The sequence below is a fragment of the Collinsella sp. AF18-8LB genome, from assembly GCF_003459795.1.
GTDB lineage: Bacteria > Actinomycetota > Coriobacteriia > Coriobacteriales > Coriobacteriaceae > Collinsella.
Genome location: NZ_QRWU01000007.1, coordinates 45,642 through 68,544 on the forward strand (window position 1 = coordinate 45,642; position 22,903 = coordinate 68,544).

16 protein-coding genes and 6 tRNA genes are annotated in these 22,903 nt (G+C 60.3%); 8 read left to right on the forward strand and 14 right to left on the reverse strand.

Annotated features, from left to right (window positions below):
• The first annotated feature begins 35 nt into the window (after positions 1–35).
• Complete coding sequence (locus tag DWX25_RS07445) at positions 36–272, forward strand: FmdB family zinc ribbon protein (protein WP_117735090.1); 237 nt, start codon at positions 36–38, stop codon at positions 270–272.
• A gap of 141 nt (positions 273–413) precedes the next feature.
• Here DWX25_RS07445 and DWX25_RS07450 read toward each other — a convergent pair whose 3' ends face one another.
• From DWX25_RS07450 to gltX, 5 genes are all read right to left on the reverse strand, one after another.
• Entirely contained in the window at positions 414–1,820 is a 1,407-nt protein-coding gene (locus DWX25_RS07450; RefSeq protein ID WP_233505264.1) for an RsmB/NOP family class I SAM-dependent RNA methyltransferase, read from the reverse strand.
• Positions 1,817–2,737: a methionyl-tRNA formyltransferase gene (fmt, locus tag DWX25_RS07455; RefSeq protein WP_117799258.1), complete on the reverse strand. Its 921-nt coding sequence runs from the start codon at positions 2,735–2,737 to the stop codon at positions 1,817–1,819. The genes DWX25_RS07450 and fmt overlap by 4 nt, the downstream gene beginning before the upstream one ends.
• Before the next feature lie 327 nt (positions 2,738–3,064).
• Complete coding sequence (def, locus tag DWX25_RS07460) at positions 3,065–3,601, reverse strand: peptide deformylase (RefSeq protein ID WP_117742857.1); 537 nt, start codon at positions 3,599–3,601, stop codon at positions 3,065–3,067.
• 18 nt (positions 3,602–3,619) lie between these two features.
• Complete coding sequence (gene priA, locus DWX25_RS07465) at positions 3,620–6,073, reverse strand: primosomal protein N' (protein WP_117799257.1); 2,454 nt, start codon at positions 6,071–6,073, stop codon at positions 3,620–3,622.
• Between the two features lie 211 nt (positions 6,074–6,284).
• Positions 6,285–7,760: a glutamate--tRNA ligase gene (gltX, locus tag DWX25_RS07470; protein ID WP_117799256.1), complete on the reverse strand. Its 1,476-nt coding sequence runs from the start codon at positions 7,758–7,760 to the stop codon at positions 6,285–6,287.
• Positions 7,761–8,092: 332 nt separating this feature from the next.
• On the opposite strand from gltX, the gene metK reads away from it, so the two are divergent.
• From metK to DWX25_RS07505, 7 genes are all read left to right on the forward strand, one after another.
• A complete protein-coding gene (gene metK, locus DWX25_RS07475; protein ID WP_117799255.1) occupies positions 8,093–9,373 on the forward strand; it encodes a methionine adenosyltransferase in 1,281 nt (426 codons plus the stop codon).
• Between the two features lie 344 nt (positions 9,374–9,717).
• Positions 9,718–11,325 carry an L-serine ammonia-lyase, iron-sulfur-dependent, subunit alpha gene (sdaAA, locus tag DWX25_RS07480; RefSeq protein WP_117799254.1) on the forward strand — a complete coding sequence of 536 codons (1,608 nt, stop codon included), beginning with the start codon at positions 9,718–9,720 and terminating at the stop codon, positions 11,323–11,325.
• 149 nt (positions 11,326–11,474) lie between these two features.
• Positions 11,475–13,190: a L,D-transpeptidase gene (locus DWX25_RS07485; protein WP_158557590.1), complete on the forward strand. Its 1,716-nt coding sequence runs from the start codon at positions 11,475–11,477 to the stop codon at positions 13,188–13,190.
• A gap of 132 nt (positions 13,191–13,322) precedes the next feature.
• Positions 13,323–14,759, forward strand: a complete 1,437-nt coding sequence (locus tag DWX25_RS07490) for an efflux RND transporter periplasmic adaptor subunit (RefSeq protein ID WP_158557589.1) — start codon at positions 13,323–13,325, stop codon at positions 14,757–14,759.
• A complete protein-coding gene (locus DWX25_RS07495; RefSeq protein ID WP_117762933.1) occupies positions 14,759–15,532 on the forward strand; it encodes an ABC transporter ATP-binding protein in 774 nt (257 codons plus the stop codon). Before DWX25_RS07490 ends, DWX25_RS07495 begins: the two co-directional genes overlap by 1 nt.
• On the forward strand, positions 15,529–16,743 hold the full coding sequence (locus DWX25_RS07500) for an ABC transporter permease (RefSeq protein WP_117762932.1): 1,215 nt from the start codon (positions 15,529–15,531) through the stop codon (positions 16,741–16,743). Before DWX25_RS07495 ends, DWX25_RS07500 begins: the two co-directional genes overlap by 4 nt.
• Before the next feature lie 216 nt (positions 16,744–16,959).
• The gene (locus DWX25_RS07505) at positions 16,960–18,393 is read left to right on the forward strand and encodes a radical SAM protein (protein WP_117794271.1); all 1,434 of its coding nucleotides are present in this window, start codon (positions 16,960–16,962) and stop codon (positions 18,391–18,393) included.
• Between the two features lie 56 nt (positions 18,394–18,449).
• Here DWX25_RS07505 and DWX25_RS07510 read toward each other — a convergent pair whose 3' ends face one another.
• From DWX25_RS07510 to DWX25_RS07550, 9 genes are all read right to left on the reverse strand, one after another.
• Positions 18,450–19,061, reverse strand: coding sequence for a TetR/AcrR family transcriptional regulator (locus DWX25_RS07510; RefSeq protein WP_117762930.1), 612 nt, complete (start codon positions 19,059–19,061; stop codon positions 18,450–18,452).
• Between the two features lie 116 nt (positions 19,062–19,177).
• Positions 19,178–20,485 carry a lysylphosphatidylglycerol synthase transmembrane domain-containing protein gene (locus tag DWX25_RS07515; RefSeq protein WP_117762929.1) on the reverse strand — a complete coding sequence of 436 codons (1,308 nt, stop codon included), beginning with the start codon at positions 20,483–20,485 and terminating at the stop codon, positions 19,178–19,180.
• Positions 20,486–20,635: 150 nt separating this feature from the next.
• Positions 20,636–20,712 (reverse strand) — tRNA-Glu (locus tag DWX25_RS07520).
• A gap of 22 nt (positions 20,713–20,734) precedes the next feature.
• Positions 20,735–20,811, reverse strand: a tRNA-Glu gene (locus DWX25_RS07525).
• 22 nt (positions 20,812–20,833) lie between these two features.
• Positions 20,834–20,910 (reverse strand) — tRNA-Glu (locus DWX25_RS07530).
• Between the two features lie 22 nt (positions 20,911–20,932).
• Positions 20,933–21,009 (reverse strand) — tRNA-Glu (locus tag DWX25_RS07535).
• Between the two features lie 22 nt (positions 21,010–21,031).
• Positions 21,032–21,108: transfer RNA gene (locus tag DWX25_RS07540), tRNA-Glu, on the reverse strand.
• 22 nt (positions 21,109–21,130) lie between these two features.
• Positions 21,131–21,207: transfer RNA gene (locus DWX25_RS07545), tRNA-Glu, on the reverse strand.
• A 226-nt stretch (positions 21,208–21,433) separates the two neighbouring features.
• Positions 21,434–22,828 carry a CCA tRNA nucleotidyltransferase gene (locus DWX25_RS07550; RefSeq protein WP_117799252.1) on the reverse strand — a complete coding sequence of 465 codons (1,395 nt, stop codon included), beginning with the start codon at positions 22,826–22,828 and terminating at the stop codon, positions 21,434–21,436.
• Positions 22,829–22,903: the final 75 nt, after the last annotated feature.

A 22,903-nucleotide genomic window follows, 5' to 3' on the forward strand; every position in this document is an offset into this window, starting at 1 on the left:
GTAATCTGCCCGCTTTGTGCTGAAAAGGAAGTATTATGGCGCGCTACGATTACAAGTGCTCGAGCTGCGGCAACGTGTTTGAGGTTGAGCATCCCATGTCCGAGACTCCCGAGGTCGTTTGCCCGAGCTGCGGCGCTCCGGCGGCCAAGACGTTCTCGGCCAACGGCATTAAATTTGAGGGCAGCGGTTTCTACAACACCGACCAGCGAAGCGGCGGCTCAAGCACCAGCGCCACCAGCGGCTGCTGCGCCAATTGCCCGCACAACCACTAACAGCCGAGCAACCAACCACACGCCAACATAAACACAAACGAGGGCGGCCTGCGACTACACCAGTCGCAGGCCGCTCTTTTTCGTAATGTCAACGCCTTTGCGCCAATACGGTCTGGGTAGCTAAAATAGCCCCGTCCCAAATTAGCTACTTTGACGGACCAGGCGGGCGCAGAAGTGGCCGTCGTAGGAGTCGGCGTTTACCGGCACGCTTTGGAAGAGGCCTCGGTCGTTTTGGCGTACAGAAACGAGCTTCTTGGCCTGCTCGAAGTCGGGCAGTTGCAGAATCTGTGCCCCGGAAAGCGGTGCCATGGTAAAGCCGGCACCCTCGGGAGAAGCAAGGAACGCGTCCACGACCTGCGTGTTCTCCTCGTCGAAGACCGAGCACGTCGCATAGATGAGTTCACCGCCGGCAGCCACGCGCACGGCTGCTTCCTTGAGCATTGCCAGCTGCAGCTTGGGCAACTCGGTCGTAACGTCATTCTCAGTTAGGCGCCATGGGATCTCGGGATGACGGCGCATGGTGCCGGTGCCCGAGCACGGTGCATCGATAAAGACCGTGTCGAACTTTACCGGCTCGCCAAGCATGGCATCAAACGATGTAAGCACCTCATCAAGCTCGCAAGCATCGCCCGAAACCGTACGAACGCCCTGAATACCGGCCTTATGCAGGCGAGCGAGATTCAGATCGCACTTGCGATCATGCAGATCGAGCGCCGTATGCTGACGCTCATAGCCCGCACGCTTGGCCTGGCACATCATCACATAGGTCTTGGTGCCACGGCCGGCGCCAATCTCAAGGCAACGCCCAGGACGGGTCGCCGCGGTCGCGATAAGCTGGGCATTGAGATCCGAGGCCACGGCCGCAGCGCGCTCAAACACGCCCGACGCAACCGTGACCTGCGCATCGACCGGAGCATGGCAGCCCGGGAAGACAGGCGCAACGAGCTGCGAGATATACGGATCGGGCTTAGTCGCAAACGCATTCTCGTGCAGGGCCAGCGGCGCGGGGGCCAGATTGCCGGCAAAGTTAAGCGCACCCTCTGGCGTGTCAAACGACGCCATAATGCGAGCGCACAGCCAACGCGGCAGACCCATCAGGCGCGACAGACGGACCAAGCGCCGCTCAGACTCATCCACATCGGACGCAGTAGCAAAGTCATCAACATTGTCCGCAACCTTGTGCAGCACGGCATTGGCCAAGCCAGCGGCGGACTTAGCACCGCAGCGAACCAGCTCAACACCCTGACTTACGGCAACGCGGCCAGGCGTATGCAGATAGAGCATCTCGAAGACCGAGATACGAAGCGCCATGCGAACACGCGGTGCAACCTTTTTGGGCTTATCAAGAAACTGGTCGAGCAGCTCATCCAAAATGCCCTGCGTGGCGGCAACGCCCAGCGCCAAGCGGGCAGCAAAAGCGGAATCGCGCTGGTCAATAGCCTTGGCCGATGCGCGAGAGGACAGCACGTCACGCGCATACATGCCGCGGCGGTCAGCTTCCATTAGCACATCGAGTGAAAGCTTGCGCGCAGGAGACAGCTTGCTCACGACAAAACACCCCAGATAAGATCGGCACCCTGCAGGCCAGCAGCCCAAGCAGAAGCGGCCATAGCACGCTTGCCATCGGGCTTAACTTCGAGCAACTCAACCGTGCCATCGGAAAGACCAAGGTACACACGCTTGTTTTTAACGTCAACGGTGCCCTCGCCAAGCGACACATCAGCCGGCGCAGCATCGAGCACGCGCACGGTCTTACCGGCAATCACGCAACGAGCAGGCGCGGTATCGGACGAAGCCAGCACATGGCGCACGCAATCAAGCGCCGCCATGTGCGGATCCAGGCGCATCTCCTGCTTAGAAATCTTGGCAGCATGAGTGACGAGCGCCTCATCCTGCTCAGTCCAAACAGCCGAACCATCGGCAAGCGAGGGAAGCGTATCGGCAAGCAACTTGCCGCCAAGCTCACCAAGCTCCATGGTCAAAGCCTCGGCATGCTTACCGGCGACTGACGTAGACGCCTGGGCGCAATAAGCGCCGGTATCCACGCCATGCCCAATGCGCATGATAGAAACGCCAGCAATCTCATCACCAGCGAGAATCGCACGCTGAATAGGAGCAGCCCCACGCCAACGAGGCAGCAGGGACGCATGAACATTCACAATACCGAGCGGCGCCATATGCAGCACCTCATCGGGCAAAATGCAGCCATAGGCAGCCACACAGAAAATGTCAGCCTGGGCAGCCCGGAGCGCCTCAACAACCTCAAGCGTCATACGATTAGCTTCAACAACAGGCAACCCCAGCTCAAGCGAGCGAGCCTTAACAGGAGACGGCTCCAGCTTCTTACCACGCCCACGAACAGCATCAGGACGAGTAACAACAAGTGCAATCTCATTCCCAGCCTCAACAAGCGAAGTCAAAGAAGGCACAGCAAAATCAGGCGTACCCATAAACACAATACGCATAAAGATCGTCTCCTCTCAACCAAAGCCGAGACGGCTAGAAAGAGCAGCGGAATGCCAAGTACCCAGCCCATCCGCAAGAACAATTCAATAAGAACAAATATACACAAAACCAAAGAAAGAGCCGCAATAAAAGCAGCTCTTTCAGCAAAGCAATTATCAGCGAAGACGCCCATCCCTGGCCCAGCGGCACCCGGGCGAACCGAGCCAGAACAACGCAGTCCCCGGTGCTGAGCGCCCACATATCGTCCCGCGCGCAGTTTCGCAGCAAAGCGAGAATGTTTGAGCACGGGATGATATGTGGGCGCTCAGCACCGGGGACGGTAGGACTTACTCCGTCTCGCCCGGTCGAGCGCCGCGGGCCAGGGCGTCCTGGTACTCCTTGACAGCCTTGAGTCTCTGCATGGGCTTAAGACGCTCGAACATGGTGTTGCCGTGCAGGTGATCGATCTCGTGCTGTAGGCACACGCAGAACAAATCGCCCGAAGCCTCGTAGCGAATCAGGTTGGCGTCCAGATCGTACGCCTCGACGACGACATGGTCGGGACGCTCGATCTCGCAGTTAATGCCCGGAATGGACAGGCAACCCTCACTAAAAGGCACCAGATGGTCACTCTGCTCAACAATGACGGGATTGATAAGCACGTACGGGTCGTAGTCGTTCTTGTCGGTGTAGTCGCAGTCGATGGTGACGAGCTGAATGAGCTCGCCGATCTGCGGGGCAGCCAGGCCGCAGCCGGCGTTCTCGAACATCATTTTCTTCATCTTCTCGGCAAGCGCCTCGATCGCCGGGGTGATCTCCTCGATGACGGCGCACTCCTGGCGCAGACGAGGGTCGGGCGACAGTACGATTCCGTTGGCTTCCATGGCCATCCTTTCGGGTTGTTACATCAAATCATAGGCATCGACGTCAACGCTCACGCTCACGCCGCGCACAGAGCCCACCTCTTTGAGGCAGGCGTCGATATCGTCAGAGACATGGTACCCCACGGGCGACTTCACAAGCAGGTGGAAGCGATAACGGTCCTTGGCTCTCTCGATTACACACGAAGCCGGGCCCAGCACCTGCGGCACGGCACTCCCCGCCCGCAAAAAATCGGGCGCGGAGGCATGCCAGCGACGCTTGAGGAGCTTCGCGATGCGCCCAATATAATCCCGTGCATCATCTGCATTCGCCGACCACACCAAAATGTTGACTAGTCGAACAAACGGCGGATACAGCGCGTCGCGGCGCTGGTCCAGGTCGTGGTCGGTAAAGATCGAACGGTCATGCTCGGCAACGGCGCGAATGACCGGGTCCTCGGGCAGATAGGTCTGGATGATGACCTCGCCGGGGCGATCGCCGCGGCCGGCGCGCCCCGCCACCTGCTCCAGCAAATCGTAGGCACGCTCCCCCGCGCGAAAATCGGGCAGCTTGAGCGCAAAGTCGGCATTGACCACGCCCACGAGCGTGACCTCGGGAAAGTCGAGCCCCTTGGCGATCATCTGGGTGCCCAGCAGCACCGCGCAATCGGCGGCATCGAACTGCTCGAGCAGCTTTTTGTGCGCGTCCTTGCCACGCGTGGAGTCGGCGTCCATGCGAATGATGGCGACGTCCTCGGGAAGCATCTGGTGCAGTGCGTCCTCGATCTGCTGCGTGCCCAGGCCCATTTTTGCCAGGTAGCGGCTACCGCATTTGGGGCAACGGCTCGTGGGCGTCGGATACGGCTGCACGCGCCAGGACGATCCGCAGGTGTGGCACTGCAGGGTGTGCGTGCGCTCGTGATACGTGAGTGCGGTGGAGCAGTGGTTGCAGGTGGGCACGCAGCCGCATTCGCGGCACATCAAAAACGGCGCAAAACCGCGGCGGTTGTGCAGCAACACGGCCTTTTCGCGACGCTCGACCACACGCTCCAAGCCCTCCATCAGCGGCTTTGAGAACATGGAGCGACTGCCGTGCGAAAACTTGCGGCGCAGGTCGGCAATACGGACCGTAGGCAGCACGGCTTGTCCCGGGCGCTTGGGCATCTCGACGCGCGTCCAGGTGGCACCGTTATACGTGCCGCGGCGGCAGCGGTCGAGGGCCTCGGCAGAAGGCGTGGCCGAGCCCAGCACGAGTGGGCAACGATAGCGCCGCGCCATCTCGGCCGCCACCTCGCGCGCGTGGTAACGCGGGCTGGAGCCTTGCTTGTAACTGGTCTCGTGCTCCTCGTCAATGATGATGAGGCCCAGGTCGTTAAGCGGGCAAAAGAGCGCCGAGCGTGCACCGACGACCACGCGGGCGGCACCGCTGGCGACCATATCCCACTGGTCCAGGCGCTCGCCGGCCGAAAGCCGCGAATGGAAAACGGCGACCGTCTCGCCAAAGCGCGAGCGGAAGCGGCCGACGGTCTGGGCCGTCAGCGAGATCTCGGGCACCAGCACGCAGGCCGAACGGCCGGCTGCGAGCACGCGCTCGATGGCGGAGAGGTAAACCTCAGTTTTGCCGGAGCCAGTGACGCCGTCGACCAGCACCACGTCGCCATGAGCGTCCAGACGGGCGCGCTCAATCTGCGCGAGTGCCTGTTGCTGTCCGTTGGTAAGGGAGACTGGCGCCTTGCCGCTTGCCGAGGACAGCGTGGTCTGCTCGCTGCATCCACGCCAGGCGCGGCGCTCCTCCACAACCACGACGCCGCGTTTTTCGAGCGACTTGATGGTCGCCGACATGCTGTTATAGAGAAGGTTGAGGTCGCGCGTCGTGACCGGGCCGCACTGGAGCGCCTCAATGAGCTGACGCTGACGAACTGCAGTCTTGGGCGGCGTATAGTCGAAACCCTCGGGCGTGAGCATGACCCAGCGGTTTTGGATTGGCTTGACGGCGGGACGTTCAACCGTCCACACGCCGTCGTCACCCTTGACCACGCGCGGGCTGCCGCCCGGAGGCAAGAACAGGCGCAGGCACTCGGAAAGCGTTGCGACGTACTCGCGGCTCATCCAGCGTGCGATACGGGCAGCCTCGGCGGTAAAAAGCGGCTTGCTGAGGATAGCCTCGATGACTTTAATGCGCGCGGGATCGAGAGCGTCGTTACCTTGCAGGTCGGCCAGCTCGGGCGCAATGTCGACGATGTAGCCCACGGCCGCACGGTTACCAAAGTGGACCAGGACCGTGGATCCGATCTGCGCCTCGTTGGCAAGGGACCGGGGGATGCCGTAGGCAAATGGCTCGGACAGCGCACGCGTCGGGATGTCGAGGACCACGCTCGCGTAGGCGGCGATGGGGTCAGGTGTATGCTCGGGCTTGGCCGGTGCAGCGGCAGGTACGGGCGCCGCTAGAACCTCCTCCGGTTCCGGCGAACCAAACAGCGACAGTTGTTGAGCCATACACCACCTCTAACGAACGGACCTGAAAGGGCTGGAACAAAATAATCAGTAGTGTTTGTCCCATGGCCGATACGAGTGTCGAGCGTGTTGCGTCGCTCGAACATGGGACAAACACTACTGATTATTTTGTCCCAGCAACACGCTCATCGGTACAGAAACAAGAGCCCCGCTCGGGGTGAACGGGGCTCGGATACAAACGTTTGCGCAGCGATTACAGTGCCATTGTGCGGGCGCGGTCGATGCGCGCCAGGCAGTCGTCGCGGCCGACGAGCGCCATGGTCTCGCCCAGCGGAGGACTCACCATATTGCCGCAGACGGCGACGCGCACGGCCTGGAACACCACGCGCTTCTTAAGGTCCATCTGCTCGGGCAGCGGCTCAAGCGCGGCGTCGATGTTGGCGGCCGTCCACTCGCCCACACCCTCGAGCGCGGCCTTGGCGGCGTCCAGAATGGCACCCATGCCCTCCTTGGCCAAGCCCTTGTTGACGGACTTCTCGTCATACTCGAGCGTCTCGGCCGTAGCAAAGATGGGAGCGGCGACGGTCACGGCGTCGGCCGGCATCTTGGTGCGCGGTTTAACGATGGCAGCGAGCGCGTCGATCCAATCCTCGCCGTACTCGACATTACCCTCGATGAGACCCGCCTCGTGCAGCTCGGGGACCATGATCTCGTCGGCAAACTGGGCATCGGACATGCCGTTAATGTACTCGGCATTGACCCAGTCGAGCTTCTTGGGGTCGAAGGTAGCCGGGTTCTTGGAGATGCGGTCGAGCGAGAACTTGCTGGCCAGGACATCGCGCGGGATGATCGTGGTCTCGCCGTCGAGCGACCAACCGAGCAGCGCCAGGTAGTTGACGAAGGCGTCGGACAGGTAGCCGGCGTCGCGGTACTCCTCCACCGAGGTGGCGCCGTGGCGCTTGGAGAGCTTCTTGCCGTCGGCGCCCAGGATCATGGAGATGTGGGCGAACGTGGGCACGGGAGCGCCGAGGGCCTCGTACACCATGACCTGACGCGGGGTGTTGGACAGGTGGTCGTCGCCGCGGATGACATGGGTGATCTTCATCATGGCGTCGTCGACGACGGTCGCGAAGTTGTACGTGGGCGTGCCATCGGAGCGGAAGATGACAAAGTCGTCAAGCTCCTTGGCGTCGAAGGTTACCTCGCCGTGGACGGCGTCGTGGATACGGACGTCGCCGCGGTCCTCGGGCACCTTGATGCGCAGGACGTAGGACTCGCCGGCCTCGATGCGACGGCGGGCCTCCTCGGGATCAAGATCGCGGCAACGGCGCTGATAGCCCTGGAAGGGGTCCTTGCGCTCCTGCGCGGCCTTGCGATCGGCGTCGAGCTGCTCCTTGGTGCAGAAGCAGGGATAGGCCTTGCCCTCGTCCCAAAGCTTCTGGGCGGCCTGCTTGTACAGGTCCAGGCGCTCGGTCTGGGCGTAGGGGCCAAAATCGCCGCCCACCTCGGGACCCTCGTCCCAGTCCAGGCCCAGCCAACGCATGGCGCGCAGGATGATCTGCGTGTTCTCGTCGGTGGAGCGGGTGGGGTCGGTGTCGTCGATGCGCAGGATGAACGTGCCGCCGTTTGCGCGGGCGAAAGCCCAGTTATAGATAGCGGTGCGGGCGCCGCCGATGTGCAGCTTGCCCGTCGGTGAGGGTGCAAAGCGGACGCGAACGTCTGATGCCATGGAAATCTCCTCGATTGCAGGATGGATGTCGAACCGCACCAGTATAAAGCAACAATGCCCACCTCCGCACAAAGGGCACCGACCTACTCATTGGGCAGCTAATTTGGGACGGGGCTTTTTTAGCTACCCTATGTCGAGGTAGGCCTCTGGCTCCGAAGACTCCGGATTGGGTAGCTAAAAAAGCCCCGTCCCAAATTAGCTACCCCCAAAGCGATGTATGACTAGGTGCGGAAAGGGTGTGAATGTTTGATTTACGCGCTATGATGTGCCCTTGCATAGAGAGCCCGGCGGAATGGTAACGGTCGCCGGGACACGTTTTTGAAAGGACAATCATGTCAGAAGAACTTCGTTCCATCCCACCCCAACACGGGTCCTTTGTTTTTACGTCGGAGTCGGTGACCGAAGGTCATCCCGATAAGATCGCTGACCAGATCAGCGACGCCGTCCTCGACGCAATCCTCGCCAAAGAAATAGAGCTCCAGGAACAGGGCTACATCGCCCCCAACGGCGTGCCTGCCAACGTGGAGAACGTCCGCTGCGCCTGCGAGACCCTCGTGACCACCGGCACCGTCATCGTCGCCGGCGAGATTCGCACCCAGGCCTACGTCGACGTACAGGAAATCGCCCGCGGCGTTATCCGCCGCATTGGCTACAACCGTGCCAAGTTCGGTTTTGACTGCGACACCTGCGGCGTTATGAGCCTCATCCACGAGCAGTCGCCCGATATCGCCCAGGGCGTCGACGAGTCCTTCGAGACCCAGACCGGCGCTACCACCGACCCGATCGACCTGATCGGCGCCGGCGACCAGGGCATGATGTTCGGTTATGCCTCCAACGAGACCAAGACCCTCATGCCCATGCCACACTACCTGGCAAGCCGCCTGGCCGAGCGCCTGGCCGCCGTGCGTCACGACGGCACCCTCGCCTATCTGCGTCCCGACGGCAAGACCCAGGTCACCGTGCGCTACGAGGAAGGCAAGCCCGTCGAGGTCACGACCATCGTCATCTCCACGCAGCACGCCGCCGAGATCGAGGACATGGGAAAGATCAAGGCCGACCTCATCGAGCACGTCATCACCCCGGTCATGGCCGCCGAGAACATGCCGTGGGACAACGCGGACATCTACGTGAACCCCACCGGTCGCTTTGTCGTGGGCGGCCCCATGGGCGACACGGGCCTCACCGGCCGCAAGATCATCGTCGACACCTACGGCGGCTACGGCCGTCACGGCGGCGGCGCCTTTAGCGGCAAGGACTGCACCAAGGTCGACCGCTCCGCCGCGTATGCCGCGCGCTGGGTCGCCAAGAACGTGGTCGCCGCCGGTCTAGCCGACCGATGCGAAGTCGAGCTTGCCTACGCCATCGGCGTTTCCAAGCCCCTCTCAATCATGGTCGACACCTTCGGTACCGCGCATGTTGCCGAGGACAAGATCGTTGAAGCCGTAGAGAGAACCTTCGACCTGCGCCCAGGCGCAATCATCCGCGACCTAGACCTGCGTCGCCCCATCTACGAAAAGACGGCAGCCTACGGTCACTTTGGCCGAGAAGACGCCGACTTCACCTGGGAGAAGACCGACCGTGTCGAAGAACTCAAAGCAGCCTGCGGCCTGTAAGCTAACCCGAAAAGCTACTGCAAATAACAACGCACCAAAAGAAGTACCGACTCCAACCGGTACTTCTTTTTTATTTAAACGGTGGTGAAGATAAGCCGACCTGGGACATGGAATAGGTCACATGCCGATAAATATTGCAGCAGAGCGACTCCAACCATGTATCCTAAGTTCCGAGGGCTTTAGTATTTGGTCGATCGCGAGTTCCGCACGAGCCGGAGGCCACTTAATGTGGCCTCCGTGCGAGCAGGACTGTCCGAGCAGGCGACCAAATACTAAAGCCCTCGGAACGGTGGGACAGTGTATGCCCCGCCCTCGGGACGATGGGACAAAACAAAGGAGCACCCATGGCAGGCAAGCCGCAAACACTAGCTACGACCTCCGCATTCGAGATCTTGGGCCCCGTCATGGTCGGCCCCAGCTCATCGCACACCGCCGGCGCCCTGCGCTGCGCCCAGGTTGCCGCCAGCTTGCTGGAAGGCCGCATCACCAAAGTCACCTTTGGCCTGTGGAACTCCTTTGCCCACACCTACCGCGGCCACGGCACCGATCGTGCGCTCGTCGCGGGCATCCTGGGCCTCGACACCGATGACGAGAACATCAAGCAGGCCTTCGACCTCGCACGTGAGCAGGGCCTCGAATATCACTTTGAAATTAAGGGCGACGACGCCTCCATCCACCCCAACACCGTCGACATCGACATGGTCGACGACACGGGCGCTACGGCACAGGTTCGCGGCGAGAGCCTGGGCGGTGGCAAGATGCGCATCAGCCGCATTAACGGCGTCGGCGTTGACATCTCGGGTATGTACTCCACGCTCTTCGTGGCGCACCAGGATGTTCCCGGCGTGCTCGCCGCGCTCACGAACCTGCTCGCCTACGCCCACGTGAACATCGCCTTCTGCCGCACCTACCGCACCGAGGTGGGCGGCCAGGCCTACTCCGTCTTTGAGACCGACGGCGCGCCCGACGACACCGTCGTCCCTATGTTGCGCAAGCTCGACAATGTCGATTACGCGACCTTTATCGAGCTCCCCGGTTCTGCCTCGTCGCTCTCCCCCGGCGTCTCAGCAAAGGAAATCTTCGACGACGGCGAGCAGCTGCTCGATGCGTGCGAGGAACTGGGACTCAGCATCGGCGCCGTCATGGCCGTGCGCGAGGCGCGTCTGACCGGCGAGGCCCACGCCGTCGCCGCCATGCGCCGCGTGCTCGACGTCATGCGCGAGGAGACCACAGCCCCCATCGTCAATCCGCAGCGCTCGCTCGGCGGGCTTATCGGCGGCGAGGCCAAGCTTGTCGATGCCACCGGCCGCAACGACCTTGGCTCCAACTTAATGGGCGCCGTCCAGACTGACGCCGTGGCCCGCGCCATGGCCGTGCTCGAGCGCTCAGCCACCATGGGTGTGATCGTCGCTGCCCCCACGGCAGGCTCCGCAGGCGTCGTGCCCGGCTGCGTGCTGGCGCTCGCCGATCACCTTCAGCTCGACGACGAGCAGGTGATGGACGCGCTCTACTGCGCAGCCGCCATCGGCCTCAACCTCACCACGAGCGCCTGCGTTGCCGGCGCCGAGGGCGGATGCCAGGCCGAGGTGGGAAGCGCCGCCGCCATGGCTGCCGCCGCGCTGGTGCAGATGCTCGGCGGCACGCCCGAGCAGGCGCTCGACGCCAGCTCCATCGCGCTGAGTAACCTGCTGGGCCTCGTTTGTGACCCCGTCGGAGGCCTGGTCGAGGTGCCCTGCCAAAACCGCAATGCCATCGGCGTGGCAGCGGCCTTTAGCTCGGCACAACTCGCCCTCGCCGGCATTAAGAGCCTGGTGCCGTTTGACCAGATGGCACATGTCATGCTCTCGGTGGGCCACGCGTTGCCGGCCACGCTGCGCGAGACGGCAAAGGGCGGCATCGCGCAGGCTCCGGCCGCGCTTTCGGCCTGTGCAAAATGCGGTGTGTGCGGGTAGTGACCAAGAACGACTCGATAGTGGGACAACTGTCCCACCTCTTTTGAATGCCACCGTTTCCGTACCACAAACAACTAGGTAATAGCTATAATGCAAGCCCAGTAAAAACACGATGAGCCGCAAGGCGAAATTCGAAGGATATGCATACGATGTCGCAAAACGATCGAACTCAACTGATTCCCGATCCGCAGCAGCCGAGCAGGCACACCGGTGGCGTTCAGTCGCCGCGTCCTATCGCGCCGAGTCACGGTCAGCAGCGTGGTGCGGCAAACGCTCCCCAACGCCCGAACCATCAACGTCAGCAGCGCCAGGCAAACGGCAATGCGCCCAAGCAGCCCCCCGCGCACGGTCGAGGCGATCGCGGCCCCGCGCGCAAACCCGCCGAGAACAATAAGTCGGGCAAAAAGACGACGCTCTTTGTCGTCCTTGGTCTTATCGTCATTGTCTATATCGTAGGCGTCGTAGCGTTTTCGCAGGTAGCCTACCCCAATACCACCATCGCCGGCGTCGACGTCTCGTTCTCCAACGCTTCGTCTGCCGCCACCAAGGTCAACTCGGCATGGAAGCACTATAAGCTCACCGTGACAGGCGATGACTTTAGCTGGACCTATCAGCCCGAGTCCGATGAGCCCATCGTCGACGGCGAAGCAGCCGCAAAAGAGATTATCAGCCACAACGAAGCCTTTGTATGGCCGGTCCGCCTTGTGGAATCCTTAAGCGGAAAGACCAAAACAACCGCTACCTCCAACGAAGTCGATCTTGATCAAGACGTCGACCTGTCCATGCTCTCCGACACTTTTGACCAAAAGAAGTTTGAGGGGGATCTGGGCGCCGCCATCGACGAGTTTAACGAGGGGCGTTCGGGCACGTTCGAGGCCAATAGCTCCTATGACGAGCAGGCCGGCAAGTTTACCGTCGAGAAGGCGCGCTCCAACGAAAAACTCGACCGCGAGCATGTCATTAAGTATGCCGAGCTCGAGCTTGCCTCGCTGTCCGAGACCGTAGACCTTTCCAAGCTCGGCAGCGATGCCTACGAGCCGCTCAATGGAACGCTTACCGATGATCAGATTCAGGCCGCATGCGATGCCGCCAACAACTTCCTGGGCGTCAACGTGACCCTCAAGCTCAACGGCGAGGATGCCGGCAAGGTTGATGGCAGCTCCGTGTTGCAGTGGATCAGCTTTGCCGATCCGGCCAACCCCACACTTGATACGTCACAGATCAGCAGCTGGGCAACCGAGCTCGCCAACGGCTTTAACACCGTGGGCTCCACTCGCTGGTGGACGCGCGCCGATGGCAAGCAATGCGCCGTTGAAGGCGGCGACTTTGGTTGGTCCATCGACAGCGGCTCGCTCGCCAAGCAGGTCGAGGACGCCATTAACAACAAGCAGACCGGCGAAATCGAGATCAAGTACTCCCAGAAGGCCGACGCCTTTACCGCAAAGGGAGAGCCCGACTGGAAGGCATACGTCGATGTCGATCTGTCCGAGCAGCACGCGCGCTACTACGACGAGAGCGGCAATATCGTGTGGGAGGCCAACTTTATCTCAGGAAAGCCGGGTGAGGACGCCACTCCCGAAGGCGTCTGGCAGATCAACAGCAACGACGGCGCGAGCACGCTGATTGGCGCCAAGGACCCCGAGACGGGCAAGCCCAAATACGAGAGCCCGGTGAGCTACTGGATGCCGTTTGAGGGCAACATGATCGGCTTCCACGATGCCACCTGGCAAAACGACAAGAGCTTCGATAACGCCGAGTCGTACAAGTGGTGCGGCAGCCACGGTTGCATCAACCTGCGCCTGGCCGACGCCAAGGCACTTCACGACTGCATCAAAGTCGGCCTGTGCGTGGTTGTCCACTCGTAGTGCAACGCGCGCATTCATACAGCGTGGAACCGCTGCGACCAATCTAACAGTTCCGAAAGAAACCGTCCTATGCGCCCGCCCCAACCGGTGGGCGCATATACTTATCGAGGTTCTTTCTATAAAGGAGACGCTATGCCGAATGTCCCCACGATCACCCCGGGTCCGGATAATACCGAGCACACGCCCGAAGGTATCACCGAAACGCTTCCTCTGATCACAGACGCACATGCCGACAAGGAGAGCGGACGCACGAACGACACGGCCGAGATTTCCGATGAAGAGGTATATGCCAAGCTCAAGGCAAAACGTGCCGAACGTCGACGCAAAAAGCTGATTCGACGCGGCATTGCCGCCGGCATCGTGGGTGTCATCGCGCTCATTGCCATTGTCGCAACCCTGGTTATCAATGCGCAGCCACAGGGCGATATCGGGCCTGCGACCGACATGGTGACCGAGGGCACGTTTAGCACAACGGTCGAAGCGAAAGGCCAGCTCAAACCCATTTCGTCCTCAGTGGTCTCCCCTTCTGTCGACGGCATGGTCGATTCGATAAACGTGCAGGCAGGCCAATCCGTCAACGAGGGCGACGTGCTTATGACCATTAAAAACGACGAGCTCGATCGCAACGTTGCCGAGGCGCAGCGCGCAGTTGCAGCAGCTCAGGAAGACCTCGCCAACGCGCAGAAAGCCGCAACTGCCGCGCAGGCCACCCCAACGACGGACGTCGACGAAGCTTCCGCAGCGGCTGGCATCTCCGCCGCATCAGCGGACACGAACGCCGTATCGGCCGCGCAGCGCAGCCTCGCATCGGCCCAGGCAAACCTCGATCAGGCGAACGCCAAGGCCGCCAGCCGTACGATCACGGCCCCGAGCTCGGGCAGCATCGTGGAGCTCAACGCCAAGGTGGGCGCCACGGTAACAGGCGGCATGATCATGGGCGAAAGCGATACGAGCGGCGGCAAGCAGTGCATGCAGATCGCCGACCTGTCCAAGATGAAGGTGACGGTTCAGGTGGGCGAAAAGGATATCGCCAAAATTGCCGTGGGCCAAAGCGCCAACGTGACCTATCCCGCGTTTCCCGATATCGTGAGCCAGGGCACCGTCACGGCTATCGCCTCGGTGGCAACCTCCGACTTCTCCTCCGGGAGCGGCGGCAGCGTGACCTTTAACGTCGACATCCTCATCGAAGCACCCGACAGTCGCCTTAAGCCGGGTATGACTGCCGAGGTCTCGGTAGTGACCGAGAAGCTCCACGACGTGGTGATGGTGCCGACCATGGCGCTGATGACCGAAGATGGCGAGCAATATTACGTCAATCTGGCCACCGATTCGGAGGGCAAAAAGACGCGCCGCGTGAAGGTGACCGTCGTGGCGCAAAACGACAACGAGGCTGTAGTCGGTAAGACGCAGGTCAAGCGCGACGACCAGGGCAACGAGATCAACACTAACGTGCCGGTTACCAAGCTGCGCGATGGCGACACCCTCGTCATGGACACCGGAGCGGACGCAACGGCTGACGACGGCTACAGCGCGGATTCGGGCAGCATGTCTGCCGACGAGGGCATGTAATGCGTCCCGTCATCGACATTCGCAACGTGCATCGCATCTTTGAGAGCGAGGCGGGTTGCGCCCATATCTTGCACAACGTGAGCCTGGCAGTAGATCCCGGCGAGTTCGTCGCCATCACCGGCCCATCGGGCTCGGGCAAGTCAACGCTCATGAACATCCTGGGCTGCCTGGACAAACCGACGGCAGGCGATTATTACCTGCAGGGCCTCAACGTGGCCGAGCTCGATGATGACGAGCTCACCGAAGTCCGCGCCCTGAGCATCGGCTTTGTCTTTCAGAGCTTCAACCTGCTGCCGCGCCTGTCGGTTATCGAAAACGTCATGCTGCCGCTGGCATACACTAACGTGCCCCGTAGCCAGCGAGAAATGCGCGCCGTGCACGCGCTGCAGGCCGTCACGCTGCCCGTCGACCACTGGGACCACCGCATATCCGAGCTCTCGGGCGGCCAGATGCAGCGTGTCGCCATCGCACGTGCCCTCGTCAACGATCCGCCCATCATTTTGGCTGACGAGCCGACGGGAAACCTGGACTCGACAACCGGGGCGCTTGTCATGGAAACCTTCCGCAAGCTCCAGGAGCGCGGCAAAACCATCGTGCTTATCACACACGACCCCGGCATCGCCGCCGAGGCCGACCGTGCCGTGACCATCCGCGACGGTCGCATTCACGACGGCGCGTATATTCCGCATGCACCGCGGACCCTGCGCAGCGCCGTAGATAGCCTGCCCATGATTTCCGCCTCCGCCAACCCGCCGAAAGGAGTGATGGCATGAGCGCCCGCGATCTCATCCAGGAAGCCCTTCACTCGCTCGAGGCCAACAAGGGGCGCAGCCTGCTCACCATCCTGGGCATTGTCATCGGCATCGCCTCGGTCATTGCCATGACTTCGCTCATCGGTGGCATCCAAAACAGCTTGGTAAACAGCCTGGGCCTCAACGCAGCTCGCATGGTTCAGATCTATTCGTCCCAAGAACTCTCTGATTCTGACGTCCAGAAGCTTCAAAAACTGGTGCCGCAGATAGAACAGATCGGCATTGTCAACAGCGCGTACACCGAGTACAAGACCGGCGATAAAAGCTATACCGTCATGGCACAGGGTGTCGATAGCGACATGCTCGACGCCGTGGGTGCCAGTAAGCTCGTTGCGGGGCGCACCTACACCGATGTCGAGTCAAAGGCAGGCTCGCGCGTGGCGCTCATCAGCCGCGGCGGCGCCGATCAGCTTTGCGGCAACGAACGAGATGCGCTGGGAAAAACCATCAAGGTGTCCAACGGCGAGGTGCAGATTGTAGGCGTGATTGATGGCGGCAGCGACTCCATGGGCTCGCTCACTTTGTATATGCCACGTGAAACCATCTCCGGCCTATTTGGCGACGAGAATCCTTCATTCCCCAGCGTGACGGCACTTGCCGCCGAGGGCACGGACATGGATGAGCTCTGCAAGACCATCGAGTCCAAGGTGCGCGCGATGAAAGGCATCGCGGAGGATGATGAGTATGACAGTGTATCGGCGACCTCCATGAAAAGCGCCATCGATGCACTCAACTCCTTTATGGGCGCATTCTCGCTCATCATGGGTGCTGTCGCCAGTATCTCGCTGCTTGTCGGCGGTATCGGCATTATGAACATGATGCTCACCAGCGTGACTGAGCGCATCCGCGAGATCGGCATCCGTCGCGCGCTTGGTGCAAGCCGACGTGATATCACCTCTCAGTTTTTGGCCGAATCCTCGGCACTGTGCATCACCGGCGGCATTCTCGGTGTTGCGATCGGCTATCTGCTGGCATGGGGGCTCGCGTTTTTTGCCGCCAACTCGAGCATTATGAGCGAGTTTGGAGCCAGCGGGACGATTACGCCGAGCTTTTCCCTTACGACGGTGTTGCTCGCCTTTGCGGTTTCAGTCGGCATCGGCGTAATCTTTGGCTTCTACCCCGCCCGCCGCGCCGCAAAGCTCGACCCGGTCGAGTGTCTCCGCTATCAGTAAGCAACCACCCATACGTTGCGGTGAAATACTGACTGTTTATGCGTTTAAAAGCGCATATTAGACACTATTTCAACGTAACTTAGAAGGTGTCGGGGCATGACACTTCGCCCCAAATCAAATTGATTCGTTGAATAGACACATTACGGATTCTTTAGACGCATTTAATTCCACATATGGGTATTATCTCACACGAAGTACACGTGAAAGGATATGCTCATGTCGCTTACACAGTCAGCGGAGCGCGCAGCGCTCAACAAACTCATCGATTATCTCGACGACAACCCGCAGGAAAACATCGACAAAATCATGGACCTTGTGAACAAGCTGGTCCCCGATCGCGTATTTCCCGCGCAGCGCGAGGCGTTCACCAACGTCATCAAGAGCCGCGGCAACTGGTATGACCTGATCATGCGCGTCTTCACCCTCAATCCCGATATGCGCACCAAGTTGCTCAAGGCACTGATTGTCGACGGCAACCTGCTCGCGTGGCCGCAGCAGGAAAAAAGCCGCGAAAAGTACCAGTGCAATATTCCGTGGGCCATCCTGCTCGACCCCACGAGCGCCTGTAACCTGCATTGCACGGGCTGCTGGGCAGCCGAGTACGGCTATAAGCAGAATCTCTCATTTGAAGACATCGACTCTATCATCACGCAGGGCAAAGAGCTCGGCACGCATATCTACATCTATACGGGCGGCGAGCCGCTCGTCCGCAAGCACGACCTCATCAAGATCTGTGAAAAGCACCAAGATTGTGTGTTCCTTTGCTTCACCAACTCCACCCTGATCGACGAGGCGTTTTGCGATGACATGATCCGCGTGGCAAACTTTGTCCCTGCCATCAGCGCCGAGGGCAACGAGCACACCACCGATGCCCGCCGCGGCGAGGGCACCTACGTCAAGATCGAGCATGCCATGAAGCTCCTGCGCGAGCGCAATCTGCCCTTTGGAATATCGACCTGCTGGACGAGCGCCAACGCCGATACCGTCGCCACCGAGGAAAACATGGATTGGATGATCCGCGAGGGAGCGCTCTTCTGCTGGTACTTCCACTTTATGCCTGTCGGGCGCAACGCCACCTCAGAGCTCATGCCCACGCCCGAACAGCGTGAGCACATGTATCGTTTTATACGCGAGATGCGCGAGAAAAAGCCGCTCTTTACGCTCGACTTCCAAAATGACGGTGAGTTCGTGGGCGGCTGCATCGCCGGTGGTCGCCGCTACCTGCACATCAATGCAGCGGGCGACGTGGAGCCCTGCGTGTTCATCCACTATTCCAACGCCAACATCCACGATGTGAGCCTGCTCGATGCGCTGCGCTCTCCCCTCTTTATGAAATACTACGAGGGCCAGCCGTTCAACGACAACTATCTCAAGCCCTGCCCCATGCTCGAGAACCCCGACGTGCTGCCCAAGATGGTGGCCGAGACCGGTGCCAAGAGCACCGACCTGGTCGAGAAGGAATCGCCCGAGCAACTGCGCGAAAAGACCCGCGCCGCAGCCGAGGCCTGGGCGCCCGTGGCAGAACGCATTTGGAACGATCCCGACGATCCGCTCTACATCAAACGCCATGAGGACGAGACGCAGGGCATGGCCGACAGCGACATGCATAAGTTTGAACAGCAGGGCCGCAAGCTCAAGAGCAACTGCTAGCGCTTGATAACGGAGCAGGCAGCAAAGACGCGGGCGCCTCGGGAGGGGCGCCCGCGCTAGGACAAACGGGTCTCCAAGCTCGAAAGACCGTTCAGAGTCAGGTCGTTGGCGACTGCCGAGACGCGCTCAATGGCGACCGAGCCATCGGACAATGCCCACGTGCGATAGATGCCGATAATACCGGACAGCAAGAACGCCAGGTAGTATTCGAACATTTCGTCCTTAATGCCCTCGGGCAGCAGGCCGCGCTCGGCAATCTCGTGCTCGAGCGGCACACGCAGGCGAGCCATAAAGTCGTCAAGCGGAATGTTTTCGATGAGCTGGCGATTGAGCAGCAGGTTGTTGCACAGTGCCTCGTTAACGGTTTTAAAGAAGGTCGCCGCCGCGCCCAGGGCGCGCTCGTTGGTGTCACCGTCCATGGAAGCAAGCGTTTTCTCGACCGAGTCGACAATCATCTCCACCACATCGACGGCAATGGCATCGAGCAAGCCATCAACCGTACCAAAGTGAACGTAAAAGGTCTTGCGGTCGACATTGGCCTCGCGCGCGATGGCACTCACCGTAATGTCTGCCAGCGGCTTTTCCATGAGCAGGCGCTCGAAAGCGGAAAGGATGGCAGTGCGGCTGCGAACGATGCGGCGATCAATACGCGGTTTGCTGGTGGCCATGGGCGTGTCCCTTCGATATACGGGCACTCATCAACAGATGAGAGATAATCTACGTAAGAGGATTATCCCCCATACAGCACAAATATGCCCCGCATCATGAAGAACGCACGACTGCCCTACTGCGACTTAAGGTGCTTCTTCTTATTGAGTGCCGACGGAGATACGCGAATACCATCGCCTGTCTGGCGCACATAGGCTTTATGAGCCGGCTTAGCGGTCCCAGAAGCCTTCTGAGCGTGCTTCTTGGGATCAACGGTAACAGCATTCGTGGGGTGCGGCTTAGTGGGCGCAGAGGGCGTCTGAGGCGTGCGGCCGAGCTTGCACATCACGCGATCCCAGCGCGCATGGATGCTCTCGTTGTGGGCGCTCTTAAGGCCCAGCAGGGGCGCAGCCAAAATGGTCGGCGCAATAAACGTAATGAGGCGCCACAGCAGATAGCCGGCGGTCGAAGCCGATCCAAAAAAATGACCCAGGAAAAGCGCGAAGCCACCCTCGGCACCGCCGGTGCCACCGGGCAGGGGAACAGCAGAGCTGAGGAGCTGAACAAAGGCGCTCGCGGCCATGACCGAGAAAAAGTCGACCTCGTGGTGGCCAAAGGCAAGCATCAGAAAATACGGCACCAGATAGAAAAACGCGAGCTGCAGCATGGTGATAAACACGGTGAGCAGCATGGACGAAAAATGGCCAGCCGAAAGCTTGAACTTCTCGGAGAACGAATAGACCTCGCCATCGACAAACGTGCGCCATCCCTCGATCTTAGTGGACGAGACACCTATGCGCTCGAGCCAATTAATGATGCAATGGGCGACGCGCGTGACGGTCTTAGGCATGAGCGCGACGGCAAAGATACCTAGCAAGATGCAGCAGTGTCCGCCAAAGCTAAAGACGCACAGCAGTGTCATGTCGCCATAGCGCTCGGCGAAAAACGGCATGCGAGCAAGTAGCAGGATAGCACCCCAGGCAACAAGGCCAAACTGATACACGATAAAACGCGTGAACTGCGTGGCGCCGGCCTCGCCGACATTTTGGCCCGCTTTGGTCAGGCGGTAAATCTGGGCAGGAGTCGAGCCCATCATCATGGGCGTCAGGTTACCAAAAAAGATGCCGCTAGCCTCGACAGAGATCAGGTCGCGAATGCCGACGGGTGAATTGGGGTCGAGCCAGACGGCGATCGCATAGGCCACAATGCCAAAGAACAGATACATGAACATGCATAGACACGCGACAACGAGCCAGGGCGCCTGGACGCTCGACATAGCAGCCCAGAACTGCCCCATCTGCCCGGTTACCACCAGATAGAGGATATAACCCACCAGCACAACGCCGATAAAGATGGCGCCGCGGCGTGCGCTCTTATTGTCATCGCCGCCCGAGGCCTCAACCTCGACCAGGGGCTTGGACGTATGCTGAGAGGACTCCGTCATGAGACTCCTTCTAACAGTCAAAATAACTTGGTTATTGTACCCGTAAGGGCCATAAGCAGAACGCAAAGCTCTTGTTCAAACGGGAATTGCAGACGGTTGTTTGATAATAAAAAACCCGGCCTTCCGTGGGAAGTCCGGGTATCAGATGCGTGGTAGCCCGTACCAGATTCGAACTGGTGATCTCCGCCTTGAGAGGGCGGCGTCCTAAACCGCTAGACGAACGGGCCATAAATCTCGGCAGAAAAGAAATGGTAGCCCGTACCAGATTCGAACTGGTGATCTCCGCCTTGAGAGGGCGGCGTCCTAAACCGCTAGACGAACGGGCCATAAATCTCGGCAGAAAAGAAATGGTAGCCCGTACCAGATTCGAACTGGTGATCTCCGCCTTGAGAGGGCGGCGTCCTAAACCGCTAGACGAACGGGCCATAAATCTCGGCAGAAAAGAAATGGTAGCCCGTACCAGATTCGAACTGGTGATCTCCGCCTTGAGAGGGCGGCGTCCTAAACCGCTAGACGAACGGGCCATAAATCTCGGCAGAAAAGAAATGGTAGCCCGTACCAGATTCGAACTGGTGATCTCCGCCTTGAGAGGGCGGCGTCCTAAACCGCTAGACGAACGGGCCATAAATCTCGGCAGAAAAGAAATGGTAGCCCGTACCAGATTCGAACTGGTGATCTCCGCCTTGAGAGGGCGGCGTCCTAAACCGCTAGACGAACGGGCCACATGACATCTGCACTGCCGTGCTGCGAGGAAATATATTACGGGACAAAAAACGCGAGCGCAAGAAAAATTACAAATTGCCGAAAATTTGTCGGCAGGTTATGGAACGCGCAGGTCAGCAAGGTAGTTAATTTGGGACGGGGCTTTTTTAGCTGCCCTAGCCGTCAATCGACCGAACCGCCGGTGCTGCCAGCAGGGGTAGCTAAAAAAGCCCCGTCCCAATTTAACTACCCTAGGTTGAGATGGACCAAAAGAGCTTCGCGGTCGTTGGGGATGTTGTCCTCGATCACGGCGTCGAGCGCTGCGTTGAGAAGCTGACCTAGCTCGGGCCCCGACTTCACACCGGCGCGGATCAGATCGCCGCCGTTGATAGCGAGCATCTTGAGCGTATAGGGCTCCCCTGCCTCCAATAGCTCGTGCGCCAGCGCGCGCATCTCCTCGATGGTCTCGACGTAATAGAAGCACGACGGGGCCTTGCCGAGCGTATCGGCACGCTTGAGATCCATGAGCGCGTCCATCAGGCGGGCGGTGTCGACGCCCTCGCCCGAAAGCGCGCGCATCATATTGAGCAGACAAGTACGCTCGGGGCGCAGCGGCTTGTCATGGTAATTGATGAGCAAGCACACGTCGCGAACCAAGTCATGCGAAAGCGCCAGGCGATCCATAATGACACGCGCCTTCTTAGCGCCGAGCTCGGGATGACCGTAAAAGTGGCCGCTGCCCGCATGATCGACCGTAAAACACTCGGGCTTGGAAACGTCGTGCAAAAACGCCGCCCACATCAGGCTCGACGAGGGCGCGACGCCGTCACACAGCGCCAGCTCCCCTGCCACCGTCAGCACGCGGGCGATATGCTCGTAAACGTTAAAGGCATGGTAGACGCTGCGCTGATCAAACCCGCGACCCGCTGCCAACTCGGGCACGGCGGCGCAAACAAGCTCGGGGTAGCGCAGCATGGCGTCTCCCCCGTGGCCGGTCGAAAGGATGCCCTCAAGCTCAATGCCCACACGCTCGCGCGCCACGGCATCGAGCAGCGGCGCGCACTCGGCAAGGGCACGCTTAGTCTCGGGCTCAATCACAAAGTCCAGGCGGCAGGCAAAACGCACCGCACGCAGCATGCGCAGGGCATCCTCGTTAAAGCGACGCTTGGGATCGCCGACGGCACGGATCAGCTTTCGTTCCAAATCACCCTGGCCGTCGTAGCGGTCGACAAGCCCGCGCTCGGGATGCCAGGCCATGGCGTTGACGGTAAAGTCGCGGCGCGCCAGATCGTCCTCAAGCGACGCCGCACGCTCCACGCTTTGCGGATGGCGGCCATCGGTGTAAAAGCCGTCCAGGCGGTACGTAGTGACCTCGATACGCTCGCCATCACTAATGGCGGTGATGCCGCCAAATTTAATACCCGATTCAACCACCGCAATGCCGGCAGCCTCGAGTGCTGCCTTGGACTCCTGCCACAGGCCGCTGCAGCACATATCAACATCGTGGCTGGGGCATCCCATAAGGGCATCGCGTACCCAACCGCCTACGTACCAAGCCTCAAGACCAGCTGCCTCGAGCGCGCGTAGGACGCGCAGGGAGGCGGCTGACGGCTGCGTAGCGTTAAGCGAAACTGTGCACATTCCTGTGGCCTCCTGCAATTGCGAGTGTATTGATTGTTGGTTCTCAAGAAGTCTAGCAAGAAACAGAAGAAGGCG